An 18,037-nucleotide genomic window follows, 5' to 3' on the forward strand; every position below is an offset into this window, starting at 1 on the left:
ATCTGAAAAGTATTTGCTAAGGTTTTTCAGAGTTGAAAAATACGGTGTAAATCCCGTTCTTCGCCAATACTTTTACCGTTATATGACAGTCTTTACAAACAACACGCTATTAAATGCCTAATCAAAATATTCCAGTAGTTAGACAAACAAATTGGATTGCAGTAATTCCTCAATTAATTTTCATGGCATTACTAATTCTAACTTTTTATTTACTGAAAATAAAAGAACCTATAATTTGGGGCTGCTTAACCTATTTAATTTTATCATTTGGATCTCGAAAAATTATAGCAAAAGATCATAACCAAGGAATGAAATTAACGAAAGAGCAAAAATTTGAAGAAGCAATAAAATACTACGAGCAAAGTGCAGAATATTTCAAAAAAAATAATTGGATTGATAAGTATCGCTTTCTAACACTTTTCTCTGCTTCAAAAATGAGTTATCGAGAAATAGCCTTAAATAATATTGCATTTTGTTATTCACAAATTGGAAATGGAATTAAAGCCAAAGAATATTATGAAAAAACTCTAATTGAATATCCAAATAACATATTAGCAAAAACAGCTTTGAAAATGATTAATTCAGTGCAAAATATAGAAAATAATAAGACCGTCGTATAACACGGGTAACCGTTGCACAACTCTGTAATTTTTAAAAATACAGAAAATATCGACCTCGTTTTAGTCTTTTTAAGCGAGGTTTATTCTGGCAATTTCCAGGAAAATATAATAATTAAAGAGGCTTAAATCCAAGCTATCGAACAAGTATTTTGTTGCTTATATAAAAACCAAAACCTCTTCTTGAGAAGCTGCATGTGTTGAACTAAGACATTCGGTTTTTTCGTCACAAAATTCAGGTATTTCTTCAGGTTGTAACACAGCGCCATCATCAAAACGTGAGGTTATAGTCTAAATTGAAAATCTACAGCTTTTTTGCCGCCACTACTTTTCATATTGTTTTTTTGACTAAATTAGACAATATGAAAAAGCAGTTGCTTTGTTTCTGAATTCTTGAACTTTTGGTTCTTCGAAACTCCACACTTTGCAAAGCCTTTTCCCGTTAGCTGTAATGCAACAAAAAACACTGCAAACAATGAAAAAAACAATATTTTTCTTACTACTATTTTTTTGTGTAATAAATTTAAAATCTCAAGAAAATGTTCACCAAATAAAAAAAGAAGCACTCCAAAATATTAAAAAAATTAAAAATGAATATAAAAATGGAAATTTAAATGAGAGTAAAATATCTGAATTATTTTGTAAAGAAATATATTGTTTCATTTGTAACGAAAAGTATTATGATGATGAATTTGGAATTGATAAAAGCAAAATAAATCATGATATTTTGAAGGAAATTACCGATTTTATCAACTTAAAAAAATTAAAGAAAAGCGGAGTTTCAATAAATAAAGAAAACGAAGAATATTTATTGGGATATTCACTAATGGAAGCCAACCCCAAAACAGGATTTGAAGGATCAGGCTTATTAATTAGTTTCAAAAAAGAAGGTGGAAAACTAAAATTTCATGGAATACAAACAATACCTTAAAACTTGCACTACAGCTAACATCGGTTAGCTGTAGTAATTCCCAAAATAATGTTACAATAATGCAAAACTTTAAAAAAAATATTGATTTTTTGGATAGCCAAATATCTAAATATTATAATGATAAAAAAGAAATAAATAGGAAACTAATTAATGATGGAATTGTTGATTTAGTAGAATATTATAATTCTAAAACTAAAATTATGTGGATTTTAAAAGAACCTAGAGACGAAGAAAACTCTACTGGTGGAGGCTGGTCTTTAGTTGATAACTTAATAACAGAAAGATCACAAGGTAGTAAAAGAGACTCTCCTCAAACTTTTCGTCCAATAATATTTACTTCTTATGCTTTGTTAAATAATATAAAAAAATTTGAAGATTTAGATAAAGGAAAGATTTATACAGAATATTGTAAATCTCTTAAGAATATTGCATACATAAATATTCAAAAACTTCCTGCAAAAGCATTTTCTAAAAATATTGAAATTGAAAAAGCCTATGAAATTGATAAAGATATTTTACTTAATCAAATAACTCACATTAATCCAGACTTAATTATATGTACTGCAGGTGGAAATATTTATAAAAAACTTCTTACAGACCTTCCTGAAGATTTTATTTTCCAAAAGAAAATAATTAATTGCTATCATCCGAGTCAAAGATTAATAAAACAAGAAACATACATAAACGAAATTCTAAACAATTACTACAGCTAACATCGGTAACCGTTGCACAACTCTGTAATTTTTAAAAATACAGAAAATATCGACCTCGTTTTAGCCTTTTTAAGCGAGGGTTATTCTGGCAATTTCCAGGAAAATAGAATAATTAAAGAGGCTTAAATCCAAGCTATCGAATAAGTATTTTGTTGCTTATCTAAAAACCAAAACCTCTTCTTGAGAAGCTGCATTTGTTGAACTAAGATATTCGGTTTTTTCATCGTAAAATTCAGGTACTTCTTCAGGTTGTGACACAGCGCCGACATCAAAACGTGGGGTTATAGTCTCAATTGAAAATCTACAGCTTTTTTGCCGCCGCTACTTTTCATATTGTTTTTTTGACTAAATTAGACAATATGAAAAAGCAGTTGCTTTGTTTCTGAATTCTTGAACTTTTGGTTCTTCGAAATCCCGCACTTTGCAAAGCCTTTTCCCGTTAGCTGTAATTGTATAAAAAGTACCCATTTTAACTCCACTTTATTAATGCCTAGAGATTTTAACATTAAAGAAGAAATAATTGATAATGTAAAAAAAATAACAATTTCAGATGAAATATTTACAGCTTCTGATAATTTTAATTTAATTATAAATAATAATAATGATAAAGTAGATTTTGAGCTTATAAATGTAATCTTTAAAGATGATTTTTATTTAGGTATAAATAATGCAAGAACAATCAAATTTGAAAAGTGTTCTTTTGCAAAAAATGTTTATATAAAACAAGATGTCGACTTGTTAATTTTTTCACAATCTTGTATATTTGAGTTTATGCAAGTATCTGGAAAAATTGGTTCATTTGTTTTTACATATGAATCATATTTTAAAAAACTAAGTTTTCTTAGTGGAGAAATAAATGACTGTCGAATTAATATCTATACTAATCCCTTTGAAAATTCAATTAGTTTTGAAAAGTGTAAATTTAAAAACATTCGAATTTCTCCTCAAAACGGATTATCTCCCAATGTCTTAAACAGTCATTATATTGCTACCGATATTTCCGAAATAAACCCAATGACAAATGGTTTAAGTATAACCTTAGGTGATATATATGATTTTGAATGCGAAAATTTATGGATTGATTTTATGTTTTCTGCAAGAGCTTATCCTTGGCAAATACAAGATGAATATAAAGTAAATATTAAAGAGATATTAATTAATAGAGATATTTCTCCAGATAATAATCCTAACCCAAGATCACATGTGAAAATTAGAAACTTTCATATTAAAGATGTGAATATAGAGAAACTAATTTGTAAACATAATTTTGAAGGAAATATTATAATTTCCAATTCAAAAATAAATTCGTTGGAGTTAATAAACTTTGAGGTTAGTGAAAAATTTCAGATAGTTAATACAAAATCTTTTGATGAACATTCTTCTATTTTAAAGATAAAAAACACTAACCTTAATAATATAGAATTTTACAATACAAATTTAAATAGTTTTAGAAAATTTGAAATAGAACGTGCTGATTTAAGTGAAATGAAAATAACAGAATCTAAACCTCCAGCTTATGATAAGATTAAAACTAATAAAAATTCACTCAGCATAATTAGGCAATTTAAAAGCTCTTATAAAAAGCAGGAGGATATGTCAAATTATTTAAATTTTTTAGCATTAGAAAATAATGAACTCTTAAAAAGAAATAAAGTAAATAATGAAGAATGGTTGCTTTTATTTTTAAATAAGTGGTCGAACAATTTTGGAACTAGTTGGATTAGAGGTGTTATTTTCACTTTAGGAATAAGTATTACAGGCTTTATTCTAACATTATTTATTAACTCATTCATTAATGATAAAATTTCGTATCCTTATTTCATTGGTTGTAAATATAGTACAAGTTCTAGTATAATGAATTTTAATGAAATTCTAAAAGAATGGTTGGCTTTTACTTTTTCAATAGATTATAGAAAATTTGATGGTTTTATGTTGAATGGCTATGTATTTCTTTCTTTCACTTTTTTTAAATTACTGATTGGATATGGAATATATCAGACAATTGCAGCGTTTAGAAAATATGGTAAATAAAAACTTCTGCTAGCATCGGTAACCGTCGCACAACTCTGTAATTTTTAAAATACAGAAAATATCGACCTCGTTTTAGTCTTTTTAAGCGAGATTTTGTGAAAGCTAAACTTCTACTCCATTTATTACTAAAACTGCTTTTCATATTGATTAATTTTCTTAATTTTTACAATCTGAAAAGTATTTGCTACGATTGTGAATTCTTGACAATACTAATTAAAGCTACATGACGCACTCGGTATAACATATACAGCAAAAGCCCCTATTCTGGGGCTTTGTATTTAAAGAAACTAACGGGATAAAATAACTTCCTACCAAATTTGATAAAAGGGATACTCCCATTCCTCCGCATACGGTACAAAGTGGTGTCACTCACATGAAACAAACGTTTCATATCGGCATTGTCATAATACTTTTCCTCCTTCTGTTTTGCCGTCCTCAATAGCTCCAATAACAGCTGCTGTGTAGCCTCTGTTTTGTCAATTTTAGAGTTTAAGGGGTCAACTTTTGACATACTATAGGTGTTAGATTAACTAATATAACAAATAACATACTAATAAACAAACAAATATAAACATATCTTAAATAAATCAACAACTTTTACCATATTAAGCAAAAGGAACTTATAAGAATAAAAAGTATAACTATAGCCTTCTTTGGGTTATGTTCTTAAAGACTTAGATTATTAAGATTATAAAATACTGAACTCCAATATATTTCACTCAAAATTACAATAAAAGCCAAAGACTAAAGATCAAAAAAAAGCGGTTTTTATAAGTACAAAAACCGCTAATGCAAAGTTGTAGCCATCATTAACTAAGCAAAAAATCTCCCATATAAGGGCTTGTACTGGCTAGTGTACGTTTCTCATTACTAAGAAAAAGCCATACATGTACACGCTTGCCCTGATAGATTGCTGGTAATGGCACAGCAGCGGTCTTAGCATCTCTTGCTGTAATCTCCTGATAGATCTCAAAAGACTGCAACTCTTCACTATAACACACAATACTAAGCATATCCGTAGTAGAGGCATTACCCTGTGCCGAGTTATCTGCCCAACTAAGATCAAGACTTGTACCTGTACCAACAGTAACCTCCACAGCCTGTAAGCCTACCAAGTCTCCTTTGGTAACCAATATGCGTGGAAGTATCAGCTCCGGAATATCCAGTACAACATCTACAGCTTCGCTAATGGTATAAGACATGGCGAGGTTAAGGCGAGACTTATAGCCCACCTTCTGACCAAAATAAAGAGTCTGGATCTCGCGAAGGGGCTGCAAGAAGTTGGCAACGAGCTTAAACTTCATTTGCTGTAAAAGTTGATTGTCACTAGGCTTTCTTTTAGTAGTTTTTGGGCGGCTGCGGATAATATCTTTGCCACGCCAGCTAGCACCCACTACCGTCCCTACTGTGCCTGAGAATCCACCAAGGATCCCTTTGTTGATTGTTCCCATAATAGTACATTTTTATTGATTAACATACACGAATCTAGAAACTTATACCATTACCCGCCAAATTATACAAGCCTAATGATTGATAATGAACGTACATGAATGATAGTGACCGCGAATGAATGATTATATTGTAATCAGATAAAAAAAATTCTTTCGTAAAGTACCATTAATAGATAGTTAAGAGACTATCTACTTTTCTATTGATCAAGCTTTCTTCGGTAGCTCTTCGGGTCATGTTGGAGACTTCTTCGGAAAAGCACCCCTTTTTCCGAAGAAAACCCAAAGAAATATAAAAAAAGTACTTTAATGATTTAGCATAAAACCACTTATAAAAGCAGGTAGCTTTTACTTGGATCGACTATTCTAATACCTTTTCTTAGATTTTCTATGCTTACTAAAGCCTTTGTTACAAAGCTTTCTTCATTATTGTTTAGAATTTTGAAAAAATTGAATGCTATTATAGGTAGCCAAGTAACAAAACCAGCTATATCAAAGCTGGTTTTGTCTCCATCCGAATTTTCGAATGCCTTTTCTTAGATTTTCTATGCTTACTAAAGCCTTTACCACAAAGGGTTTAAGTTTAATCTAATGTTCTTTAAGCAACTTTAGTTGTTATTAGAGGTAGTCGCGGGACGCTCGCGCCAGCGTGGGGGGAATTTATATTTTCTGCTCATTTTTTATTGTTATGGGCACGAGCGGGACGCTCGCGCCAGCGGGGGGGAAAGTATCCAGCCAAATTATTCATCTTTTGAAATAGATTTTAATAGAAAAATAATAAAAATAATATTTAGCAAAATAAGTAAAATGCAAAATATAGAATCACTGCTAAGGACACTTTGATTGACTCTTTGATTTAACATTGAAAAAATCCCCACAAGACTGAAAAAAAGAATGTTCAAAATTAAAACAATAATACCTCCAATTTTTAGTATATTTTTCATTTTACTTATTTAATTTATTTTTTATAATTCCCCATGTTTTGGCATCATCTATGGGAGCCCTATGTTTTTCAAAATAATTTGTATTCGAATAATATTTTGTTATATTAATACTATTTTTAATAGACCCTGGACTACTCCTAATAGGATTATTTATTACAGGATCTAATCTTGTTTGAAAATCTACTGTTATGGGAGCGTGGCTTACTATATCTTTGGCTTGAAAAGCATTAAAATGATATGCAGCTGCAACTGTCCAACCCTGCTCTTGTAATCCTGCAATCATTCCCTCCGCATAAGCAGCTCCCATACTATGTGTAACAAATACTAATTTATCTGTATCCTTATTCAGCTTAGATGTTACTAATCCTCCTGACAAGACTTCATTATATCCTTGACTGAATCTATCATTTGCCGAACTTAAATAATCATAGTCACTATTAATAAAATAAGAACTATTAGAACCTGTCACTTCCAAAGCTTTTTTTACAAAATTTGTATTCCAATATGCTTTCCCTCCTTCTGGTGATCCTCCTCCCAACTTGCCATTCACAAAAACGGTCTGTTGGTTTCCCTCCTGAGAAGCTTTTCCTTTAGATTTTTCATCCGGATTTCGTTTTTCTATTGTGCTACCAGAATAAGTAACAGATCCAGAAAATTTACTGATATCTACCTCTCTACCATAGCCCACATCAACTTTTTGCACAGTATCTTCGCCTTCCATCCCATCAGGATCAATAAACCTTATCGGATTATTGTAGGCATAGGTATAAGTTGACCATCGTCTAGATGTTTCTGCCAACGGGTCAACAACACCCCATCTTCCAATATCGGGCATATACATTCTAGCTCCATAATCATACATCCCCGTCTCTTGCAACTCTTTCCCGTTGTACTTGTAGTTGTAATTAGGGTTTTGTAATCCTATCTCGTTATAACCTTCATGTTTTAACCCAAACGGATAATAATTACTCTCTTCTATAATCTGTAATCCCATCTTCGAGTTATAGGTATAGCTTAATCTTACATTACCCAAATGATCTAAATAATTATAAATGTACCCAAAATTCACATTTCCTAAAATCTTTTTGCTATCGTAAAAAGCAAAAGCTATCTGACTATAAATATACTTTATAAAACATAAACCACCCCATTAATAGGATGGTTTTTATTGTGGTTCGAATTTTCGAATGTCGTTTCTTAGATTCCCTATGCTTGTTAAAGCTTTTGCTACAAAGCTTTTTTCATTATTGTTTGGATTTTTAAAGAAATTGGATGTTGTTAGAGGTAGCCATGCAGGAATAAAAACTTTTGTTGCTAATTTGACAACTATATTTTTATGATTTTAGTTGTCATTTTGGAACTTATATACAAAAACTCCCTCGCAAATACGAGGGAGTTTTTACTTTGTCTTATCTGAGTTTTATTTTTTTGTAAATAATTCCTTCATCTGAGTTTGCTTCTATGACTAAATTCTTATTTTCTTTATAAACTGGAAAGGAAGCAATTACTAAAAATTTTTTTGCAGCTTCATTAGATAAGAATTCTTCAAAAATATCATCTTCGTTACTATAAAATCCATAAAGAGTAATTCTTTGATTTTCTAGTTCCCATTTGTTTTGACTTTCATAAACAAGTTTTAGATCCTTGTTATAAATTTTATGTATATAGATATCTTTCTCTAAAACTAAATAATCTATAGTATTGGTCCCTTGAAATGAATATTTCCCAATTAATTCGTTTTTTTTCAAGCCACAACCTACTAACTGCATTAATAGAATGCATAAAAAAAATATTTTTATATGATTTATCATTTTCCAAACATATTATTTTTGTTAACCCAAAGTAAATACGTTTGTCGTGTTGTACTTTGACCTATTCCAGATCCATTAACTCTAGGAATATTTCTTGATTCAGCCTTATTAAAGGGGTTAAGAGAATAGGATGATACTGATTTAGAGTCAAATGCCATTATTACAACTTTATTCCCAACTGGATAAAAGCTAAAATTAGTTTTTCCCATAAATTGGCCTTGCATATTAGTGTTTTCACGAGCTACACCCCCAAGTCCAAATGAGGCAGCATAGGAAACATTTTCATTTGTTGATGTATTTAAAAAATACTCTACAGCATCACTATACATTCGCGTATTCATCATTTCTCTAACGGCAACACTTTTTTGACCAGAAAGAAGACTATTTTCAGGACCATTCCCTGCGATAAACTCATCATATAATGATTCCCAATTATATTGCTCCCTCTATGTGAATAACCCTTTAAATACTTAGAAGTACTCATCCATTGATCTGCCCCCGTCTCTCTATCTACTATACGCGTTTTTCCGTCAAAGCTTGATCCTCCTCTTGTATAATGATAAAAACCTATTTCATCACCTCCTAAATCACTTACTTTTTTAGTTTCTCCTGTTTTTAAATTAACTTCATATTCATTTGGGGGATTATAATAAGCCATAGCTTCATCAAAAGAGACTTCTTTATTTCCGTCCATATATTTCCCAGTATCCCAATTATATACTGGAGCTCTCCCATCAGGATCTACAAAACTAACTGGATTATTAAATGCATAATTATAAGGACTATGCCTTCTCATTTTATCCGCCAACGGATCCACCACGCCCCATCTTCCAATATCAGGCATATAAAATCTTGCGCCATAGTCATACATCCCCGTCTCTTGCAACTCTTTCTCGTTTTACTTGTAGTTGTAATTAGGGTTTTGTAATCCTATCTCGTTATAACCTTCATGTTTTAACCAAAAGGATAATAATTACTTTCTTCTATAATCTGTGGTATACCTTCGTTCCTTGTATAGCTTAATAAATCTTCTTTACATTGACGAATATACTTCATAAAACATAAAAAACCCTTATAAAATAAATGATTTTTATATGGTTCGACTATTCTAATTCCTTTTCTTAGATTTTATAAGTTTGTTAAAGCCTTTGTTAGAAAGCTTTTTTCATTATTGTTTAGAATTTTGAAGGAATTGGATGTTATTATAGGTAACCTCGCTAAGAAAAAAATGAAAAATAATCTTGCTAATCTGATGCAGGAATAAAAATTTCAGTTGTTATTTTATAGGCTTGGATATTGTTTTAAAACTTTCCGTTCCATTTCATCACTTTTCCAAAGTTCTATTCTGTAATAATCATTATCTGTATCATTAGGTAAATCTGGTTCTTTCACACTTGCTAAATTAGAAGAGTAAACCCGAACCTTATATTTGCCCGGAGTTACTTTTAAAGATAACTCCAAATGACTATTAGGAGAATCTAATATTTGCAATTCTCCAGATCCAATATTGATTCCTCCTTCTACAATATGGTCATATTTACTATAATCTATATTGGTGTTTGGTTTTTCCAAAATTTCTATTTCGCCTTTAATATTACCATAGCTTTGAGTTCCAACTCCAATAATCTTATTTGATAGAGCTAATCTTTCGTTAAAGGCATCTTCATTCCAAAAATCAAAAGAAACAGTATCACTATTATTGCCTTTATCTTCAAGATAAAATTGATTATACTGAGTGCTAAATGTAAAACGATAGACTTTCATAAACTTTTTATTTATAGGATTGCAAGTTACTAACATATATGCAGTTAAAATAATAAGATTACTTTTCATTATTTTATATTTTAATTATATAAGTCTTGTATCAAGAATAAATCATTTTTTATCACAAATCAATTAGTTTCTTTTGAATCATACATTGGTTTAGGATTGGCTGTATCCATCATAAATGGTGTTACCATAAATATAGGCATTGCCTTACTTGCCGCCCAGTCTAAAAATTTTAATCCTCCATAAATAAGACCTGCTCCTACGGCACCAACTTTGACTGCCGTAGGAACTTTCTGAGGAACGGTTTCCTTAACATTTTCAGGCTCTCTATCTTTCGGAACAGGAATTACCATAAAAGCTTCTCCTTGTGTCATTGTTTTGTATAATGCACCTAGACTTCCTCCCTGAGAACTATTTTCTCTTGACGGAACATAAGCAACATTTGCACCTTTACCACCTTCAAAAGTAGAAGCATAAGGATATTCATCTCTTTGCATTCCTGGTTTTGTTGGAATTGTTCCTGTAGATTCTTTTCTTCTTTGTGCTTGACGGGATTTATCATTATCATAATGCAATACTTCGGGTTTTCCTATTCTGAAAGAATTTAAAGTATGTTGATAAATACTTGGTGTTACACTTTGATAAACAAAATGAAATTTATTAACATTTACAGAGCCTGTAGAATTATATTGTTGTTGGATTGCTCTAAATGCTATTTGAGCATCTTGTCCCGTAAATCTTACTCCACCCGCAACATTTATAATATCTTTCCCGTCAGGGTCAATATATTTTATTGGATTGTTAATAGCGTAATTATATGGATTCCAACTTCTATATTTTTCAGTCTTCTCATCCATTACACCCCATCTTCCAAGATCCGGCATATACATCCTTGCCCCATAGTCATACATCCCCGTCTCTTGCAACTCTTTCCCGTTGTACTTGTAGTTGTAATTAGGGTTTTGTAATCCTATCTCGTTATAACCTTCATGTTTTAACCCAAAAGGATAATAGTTACTTTCTTCTATAATCTGTGGTATACCTCCGTTCCTTGTATAGCTTAATCTTACATTACCTAAATGATCTACATAATTGTAAATGTACTGTTTTTTTTCAAAATCATAATAACCCTCGCTTGTTGGTACAAATTGTAAAATATCATTGTAATATTGAAAACCATCCAAATAATCATAATTATGTCTTATATCTTCGTCTTCGTTGTAAAAAAGTTTATAAACTTTAGTACCATCGGCTCTATATATATATTCTGAATATTCGTGTTTTTTTTCTATACTATAGGGTAAATTCAAGTAGTTGTACTTTAATTCCCATATATAATGTGCATCATCTCTAATCATATTGCCATTGGCATCATAATCCATCGAACCTCCTCCGCCTAATCCATAGTAATTACCCGAAGAATCCCAAACATCTATAAGTTGGTTTCCGTTATAAGTATATTTTATGTCATCAATTAACTGGGCTTGGTTACCATCAAATCCTCCGTACCTTTGAAGCTTATCTACATTTCCATTAATGTCATAAATAATATTTTCATTATAAGCATTTGTTTCTACAACAGTGGAATTAGGCTTCTGGTACTTCGCAGACAATAACCTATTTAGTTTATCATACTTATAATTATATCTTCTTAATATACCGTCATTATTTGTTTTCCAATCTATTTCTGAGATGTTTCCGTTATATCTTGGTGAAGTTGTTGAGGGGGTATCCGGATTCTGATACTTTAATTTATAAGCAAACAAATTATTTCCCAAATTATCCGGATCGTTAATACCCGTCATCCAGCCTCTGATATTGTAGGTATAAGCTGTAGATTCTAATCCATTACCTATCGATTTACCTTCTAACTGCCCTATGCGATTATAGGTCTTTTTAGTAAGTAATTCCTCTGCTCGCCCATTAACCTGATGATAATGCTCTTTAAGTCTATTTTGATTATCATACACAAAACGCTCTTCAATCTTTACTTCTTCTGTAGTACCAGCCGTGCGTTTGTGCTCTGTTCTGGTATTAAGTGCTACTCCAGAAAAATCTAGTAAGGTAGCACTTATAGTGAAGCCTCCTAAGTGATTAATACTATGACTATAAACGGATCTACCCTTGTCATCATAAAAATTGTATGTTTTTGTCCATTGATCATTCTCGATATTCTTTACTAGACTTGCTGTTGGCAAGCCTTTCGTACTTCTTGTAGCATTGCTATCATCTGTTAGTAAAGCTTGCCCAAAAGCATTGATACTCGACTGTGATGGACGATCCGTATAATTAGGATAAGTATCATAGTAATTAACAGATAAAAATGAATAATTATTATTAGGATATGCATTACTAGTATAGAACACCGTAAGTCCATTGAGTGTAATACCTGAGCTACTGTAGCTCTCATACTGATCAGCACTATTATTAATAGCAGATTGTTGCGTAGATCTATCGGGAGTACTATTAAGTAGACCGCTATAGACAACTCTTCCAAATTGATCATACTTGGTAAACAACCACTTGCCTTGATTTTTAAGATTAGTATCCTGAGTTAAAACCAATCGGTCCGCTTTATCATAGACCATGTATTCTTTACCTTTGCCTGGTAATTTTTTCTCTACTAATCTATTTCTACCATCATATCGATATATATAACAAAGATGAGAGAGGAGACTACCACTGTCACTAAGATCTACTGCGGGATTATTTTTGATCTCTTCTACTGCTAAAGGAGATAACACATAAGCCAGCTGGTTATATTCATTATAAACATAATAAGTATCTACCGATTCTGAAGGAGATAATTCTTTTCTAACCAATAAAGTCTGTCCCTGCCCATTCTTGTAGTCGTAGGTTATATTACCATCTTCGTCTATTACTTTATTCTTATACAAGCTAGATGCTGGATAATATTGGCCTTCTGATAATAATAAAATACTTTCTGTAGCATCATTAACCCAAGATGTCTCTGTTCTAAATTTTAAAACTTCATTAATTTCGTTTGTAAGATAGTCATAGCTAATAGGATTATTTTGCCAATCGTTGCCTGGCTGAGTGAGACTCTGTATCCTATCTAATGGAGAAGCTTCTAATTTTTTATGACTAAAAGCAACTTCTCCATAATAAGAATTAGCTGCTGATTCTGGATTAGGTTGGATTGTACCATTTAAAGTCTGCATAGGAGCTGGAAGATAAGAATCTACCTGTCTCCCCAAATTATCATAAGGGATATGGGTCACAAGGTCTTCTCCCGTTGGTGATGCTTTAATAGCAATACTTTGCTTAGCCCTTCCCAAGCCATCAAAATAAGTAATCCCTTGGATTTGAGGTACATAATCATTACTTTGAGAAGTAGGATAGAGATAAGTTCTGCTATACACATAGTTTTCTCCCGAAGATGGTATATAAACAACGGGAGCCTCTGTAACTTCCTCAGCTCCAACAATAGCTCTAAATGAATTGGATCCGTAGTTGACATCATTAGAATTAGCATGAAAACCAGGCTTCATTATCACCCCATCAGGATGAGATATGGTCTGAGGTGGCTGATAACTATCTAATTGCTTTTGGGAATACCCAGAAACACTGATAATAATCGTAAATAGAATAAGTAATTTATTACGCATCAATTACTGGTTTTATGTTAATAATAAAATTTTAAGGCTTTATACTAGATTGCTCTAGCTTTTCTAATCTATCTAATAAAGCTTTTATCTGTTTATTCTGCTCAATAGAATATAAAGTCAACTCCTCTATCTTTTGTAAAAGCTGAATCTGGAATTCTCCAATATTAACACCTTCCTTTTCCATCTCTTTAGCAGAAGCAATCTCGGGCAAATGCTTCTTTGTCTTAATATGCTTTTCTAATTCTTCTAAACTTGGAAGTCGATAATTGTCTTCAAATACAAAATCTGCTGTTGGCGACGTCGTAACTTTGACTTCTTTGGCCTCAAGCTTAGCATCTACTTTCACATTGCCCTGAACTACCATTTTAGAAAGAACCGTAAACATTGTATCAAAATATCCTATTTGCGAGTCACCATTATCATATAGCGCAAAAGCTAAATCACAAATCCCACCAGCACATTTATTTACCGCATCATACCTCATAAATCCCAATCCCTTAATCCATTCGTTGCCTTTAAAAATTGACCATTCTCTCACTTGTCCTTGTGAGGTATACGAATCATCTATAAATGTTAATCCTGAGGGGATAGCCCCTCCATTGCCTCTAATAATTGGAATACTACCATCAGCATTAATATCAAGTCTACTGGCTGGACTAATAGTCCCTATACCTACATTGCCATTAGGTCGTTCCATTAGAATTTTACTCCATTCTTGAGATGCATTATTGTCTAGTTTTCTAAACCAAAGCTCTTGATCACTAAAGCTTCCTGAAAATTGCATGGCATAATTATTACCCGGATTATCATGTTTAACATCTAATAAATGCCACCAATTAGTTGCTCCAGGAGGATAGTTTATTGGGTTTGAAGTATGAAAAAATCCACTTTTAATGATCTCTCCATATTCTCCCGCATCATCTCTTGTCTGCGTTTCTATTTGTTGAGCATAATAACATGAACATAAGCCTAATAAGAACGTCTGTAATATTATTTTTTTCATCATTCTATTGTTTATAGTTGTATTTATATTCTTTTAAAATTTTGCCATTAACGTCTTTAATAAATTGCAGCCTGTTGGCATCATCATAATAGTAATACTCCCTAATACCAGTAGGTGGTGTTATACTGCTCACTCCTACTAAGGGGCGATAAGTATAAGTAGTAATCAAATAATTGCTATTTTGATTTCTAAAAACATCTAAAGTCGATAATAAAGCCTCATCATCATTATTTGAATCAAGATCCGAAGCATCAACAATGGATGCCATCTCTTTAACTTCTCCATATATCGCTCCTTCTATTTTAGCAATGGGTTGCGTCTGATTATATCCCCATACTATGGAAGTAGAAGTCCCATCTTTACTGGTATATTGCAATAAATTACCTTTAGAATCATATTGATCATAAGTGACTTCGGTGTTGGGGCTATTTTGTAAGTCATAAGACAATACAGAACTAGGAAATAGATTAGATGAGCTATCATACTTTGTTTCTGATTTTGAAATAGCATTATTATTAAGCCTCTTCTCCGTCTCCAACGGAATACCAATCATATTGGCATCTATTAACCTCTGATTTCCTTTCTCATGAGCATACTGATAGGTAATTTCTGATACTGATTGGTCGGGGAAAGTAGTTGTTAGCTTTTTTAAATTCATTGGTTTATTGATATCATCATCATAATAACTACTAAAAGTCTTTGTCTCTAAAACATCATTCTGAAAAAATTCTTTGGTCGTAGTCATCGTATTTTCTATCTTACCTGACTCAATAAAACTAATCTCATTATTTACATGAAAAGCCTCTCCTTCCATTTCAATAGAAGGCCCCAGTTTTATTTTTAATGGAATAATATTTATATCAACTGCAAAAGCTAGCTTATCAGCAAGTAGAGTATTAAAATCTGAAAGTCCATTTTTTAATGGATTTATTTTATATTCATTTTTTGTTATTCTAACGGTATCACCTAATTTATTAATATACTTTGTACTTAATAATAATCCATTTTTCCAGTCATTATAGTTCTCAAATGTTGGAGAAATTGCACTTTGATTCTGATAATCTTTATCTGTAAACTCGTAATAAACTTTCCCTAATTCATTTTCTTCTATAACAAAAGGATATGTTACTGCATCAGCAGACCCATAAGTATTACTGGATTGACTTGAATTCATTAATGTGAAAAACTCGTCTATACCTTGAGGAAAAGACTCCAAGTTATCGTTATCTAAACGTCGACATACTTTTTTGTCTATTTTTGTAAAATTAAAAGGCTTCTTTAATACTCCTATTTCTTCAAATTTATCTGATGTGTGATATTTTCCATACTTATAGTTAAAAATATTAGTTATATTATCTTCATTAACATCTTCTACTTTATTAATTCTTAAACCAGGTGTAATCGGTAAATAATAATACAGAACTTTTCGTAAATAAGACTACAGAATAAATGGCAAGAACAAATACAGAGTTTTTGGCAACAATGAATACATAGTTCACCCTATGGGGCATACAGCCCCATAGGAATTAACCACCTTTGTCATGCAATAAAGACAAGGTAATTATGAACTATTATTTAAACAAACTTATGATCTATCATGAAGTTAATCGGATGAGTCGAGAAGGCTTTTCCATTTCAAAAATTGCTGATTTTCTCGGCATGGATTGGCGTACCGCCAAACGTTATCTCACCCAGAGCGAAGAAGAATTCGCAGTTAAGCTCTCGGAGCCCAAAGGTAGGAAGAAAGTTTTAGAAGTTTACACCCAGTTTGTCAAAGAGCGATTAGAAGTCTATCCTGAAACCTCGGCGGCTCAGATGCACGATTGGCTCAAAGAGCATTATCCTGACATACCTCGTGTAAGTCAGAAGACTGTTTTCAATTTTGTACATCATGTACGGTCTACTTACACCATTCTAAAAAAGGAAAAGAGAGGGAGTATGTAATGGTTCCAGAATTAGGCTACGGTTTACAAGGACAGGTAGACTTCGGTTTTTTCAATATGCGCACAACAAACGGAAAGGTTCGTAAAGTGCAATACTTTACTTTTGTGCTCTCTCGTTCACGCTATAAGTACATTCTATTCCAAGACACTCCCTTTACCGCATTTGATGTCATCCGTGCACACGAAGTGGCATTCCAGCACATTGGCGGTGTTCCCAAAGAAATTGTTTATGACCAAGACCGATTATTCTTAGTCTCAGAAAACTTAGGTGATCTTGTACTGACCAATGAGTTCCGGAGATACGTGCGAGAGCGCGGCTTTACGACCTATTTTTGTAGAAAGGCAGATCCTGAATCTAAAGGGAAGGTTGAAAATGTGGTGGGGTATGTGAAGAAAAATTTCCTGTACAATCGTTCATTTAAAGATCTAGAGGTTTTAAATATAGAAGCTCTGGAGTGGCTAGGGCGTACGGCGAACGCATTGCAGCACGGCACAACCAAAGCTATACCGTACCAGGAGCTTAACATCGAGAGACCCTTTTTAGACCCATGGCATCCAATTGAACTGCCTTCGCAGCCCTTACTTATGTATACAGTTCATAAGGACAACAAAATATCCTACAAGGGAAACTTTTATAGCCTTCCATTTGGAACCTACAAAGGGACTAACACGCAAGTTGAAGTAAAGGTCATGGCAACCGAACTTATTGTGCTTAATGACCAACGCTCAGAGCTCTGTCGACATCAAATTTGTCTTTTGAAAGGTCAAAAAATCATTGCACGAGATCACAAGCGTGACAAAAACACAGCCATTATGGAGATGATGAGTGAGTTATGTGATCTTATGGAGAATAAGCTGTTAGCGCTACTTTGGATAGAACGTATACAGGCACACAAGCCCAGATATATTCGTGATCAAATACAGGCGCTCAAAGTGATCGTCAATACGACGGAGCGCTCCATAGTATCCCGAGCATTGGACTACGCTTATCAAAATGACATACTGAGTGCGAGGGACTTTAAAGCTCTAGTGCTTATGCTGGAAAAAGAACAGCAAGACGTCGTACAATTAGACCCTAAAATCATTGCGCTCAATCCACTGGATGGTACTAGCAGGCTTTTAGCTCAAACGAATCCCCAGAGAAGTGAGCTAGGGAGTTATGATGATTTTTTCTTGAATGTAAGATAACCAAAAACC

The 18,037-nt window shown here is 32.5% G+C and carries 15 protein-coding genes and 1 pseudogene; 6 read left to right on the forward strand and 10 right to left on the reverse strand.

The window, feature by feature from the left end; translation table 11 throughout:
• Positions 1-113 precede the first annotated feature (113 nt).
• The 4 genes from ACQQ6V_RS04315 to ACQQ6V_RS04330 all read left to right on the forward strand — a co-directional run bounded on the left by ACQQ6V_RS04315 (position 114) and on the right by ACQQ6V_RS04330 (position 4,292).
• On the forward strand, positions 114-620 hold the full coding sequence (locus ACQQ6V_RS04315; RefSeq protein ID WP_448844327.1) for a tetratricopeptide repeat protein: 507 nt from the start codon (positions 114-116) through the stop codon (positions 618-620).
• 472 nt (positions 621-1,092) lie between these two features.
• Entirely contained in the window at positions 1,093-1,548 is a 456-nt protein-coding gene (locus tag ACQQ6V_RS04320) for a hypothetical protein (RefSeq protein WP_448844328.1), read from the forward strand.
• Between the two features lie 59 nt (positions 1,549-1,607).
• A complete protein-coding gene (locus ACQQ6V_RS04325) occupies positions 1,608-2,261 on the forward strand; it encodes a uracil-DNA glycosylase family protein (RefSeq protein WP_448844329.1) in 654 nt (217 codons plus the stop codon).
• A gap of 486 nt (positions 2,262-2,747) precedes the next feature.
• Positions 2,748-4,292: a hypothetical protein gene (locus ACQQ6V_RS04330; protein ID WP_448844330.1), complete on the forward strand. Its 1,545-nt coding sequence runs from the start codon at positions 2,748-2,750 to the stop codon at positions 4,290-4,292.
• A 259-nt stretch (positions 4,293-4,551) separates the two neighbouring features.
• Here ACQQ6V_RS04330 and ACQQ6V_RS04335 read toward each other — a convergent pair whose 3' ends face one another.
• The 10 genes and pseudogenes from ACQQ6V_RS04335 to ACQQ6V_RS04380 form a co-directional block, all read right to left on the reverse strand.
• On the reverse strand, positions 4,552-4,803 hold the full coding sequence (locus ACQQ6V_RS04335) for a helix-turn-helix domain-containing protein (protein ID WP_448844331.1): 252 nt from the start codon (positions 4,801-4,803) through the stop codon (positions 4,552-4,554).
• A gap of 298 nt (positions 4,804-5,101) precedes the next feature.
• Complete coding sequence (locus ACQQ6V_RS04340) at positions 5,102-5,743, reverse strand: DUF6266 family protein (RefSeq protein ID WP_448844332.1); 642 nt, start codon at positions 5,741-5,743, stop codon at positions 5,102-5,104.
• A gap of 1,644 nt (positions 5,744-7,387) precedes the next feature.
• Positions 7,388-7,741 (reverse strand): annotated as a pseudogene (locus tag ACQQ6V_RS04345) (RHS repeat-associated core domain-containing protein); the annotation flags it as partial.
• Between the two features lie 352 nt (positions 7,742-8,093).
• Positions 8,094-8,453, reverse strand: a complete 360-nt coding sequence (locus tag ACQQ6V_RS04350; protein WP_448844333.1) for a hypothetical protein — start codon at positions 8,451-8,453, stop codon at positions 8,094-8,096.
• A gap of 38 nt (positions 8,454-8,491) precedes the next feature.
• On the reverse strand, positions 8,492-8,839 hold the full coding sequence (locus tag ACQQ6V_RS04355) for a hypothetical protein (protein WP_448844334.1): 348 nt from the start codon (positions 8,837-8,839) through the stop codon (positions 8,492-8,494).
• Complete coding sequence (locus ACQQ6V_RS04360; RefSeq protein ID WP_448844335.1) at positions 8,836-9,366, reverse strand: RHS repeat domain-containing protein; 531 nt, start codon at positions 9,364-9,366, stop codon at positions 8,836-8,838. The genes ACQQ6V_RS04355 and ACQQ6V_RS04360 overlap by 4 nt, the downstream gene beginning before the upstream one ends.
• A 410-nt stretch (positions 9,367-9,776) precedes the next feature.
• Positions 9,777-10,328, reverse strand: a complete 552-nt coding sequence (locus ACQQ6V_RS04365) for a hypothetical protein (RefSeq protein WP_448844336.1) — start codon at positions 10,326-10,328, stop codon at positions 9,777-9,779.
• A gap of 59 nt (positions 10,329-10,387) precedes the next feature.
• On the reverse strand, positions 10,388-13,894 hold the full coding sequence (locus ACQQ6V_RS04370; RefSeq protein WP_448844337.1) for a DUF6443 domain-containing protein: 3,507 nt from the start codon (positions 13,892-13,894) through the stop codon (positions 10,388-10,390).
• Between the two features lie 31 nt (positions 13,895-13,925).
• Positions 13,926-14,900 carry a hypothetical protein gene (locus tag ACQQ6V_RS04375; RefSeq protein ID WP_448844338.1) on the reverse strand — a complete coding sequence of 325 codons (975 nt, stop codon included), beginning with the start codon at positions 14,898-14,900 and terminating at the stop codon, positions 13,926-13,928.
• A gap of 1 nt (position 14,901) precedes the next feature.
• Positions 14,902-16,071, reverse strand: a complete 1,170-nt coding sequence (locus ACQQ6V_RS04380) for a hypothetical protein (protein WP_448844339.1) — start codon at positions 16,069-16,071, stop codon at positions 14,902-14,904.
• Between the two features lie 389 nt (positions 16,072-16,460).
• Here ACQQ6V_RS04380 and ACQQ6V_RS04385 point away from each other — a divergent pair, with 389 nt between their 5' ends.
• Both ACQQ6V_RS04385 and ACQQ6V_RS04390 read left to right on the forward strand, forming a co-directional pair.
• Complete coding sequence (locus ACQQ6V_RS04385) at positions 16,461-16,841, forward strand: hypothetical protein (RefSeq protein ID WP_448844102.1); 381 nt, start codon at positions 16,461-16,463, stop codon at positions 16,839-16,841.
• The gene (locus ACQQ6V_RS04390; protein ID WP_448844340.1) at positions 16,841-18,028 is read left to right on the forward strand and encodes an IS21/IS408/IS1162 family transposase; all 1,188 of its coding nucleotides are present in this window, start codon (positions 16,841-16,843) and stop codon (positions 18,026-18,028) included. The genes ACQQ6V_RS04385 and ACQQ6V_RS04390 overlap by 1 nt, the downstream gene beginning before the upstream one ends.
• Positions 18,029-18,037 lie beyond the last annotated feature (9 nt).

It is taken from the genome of Chryseobacterium electrogenes, assembly GCF_053553015.1.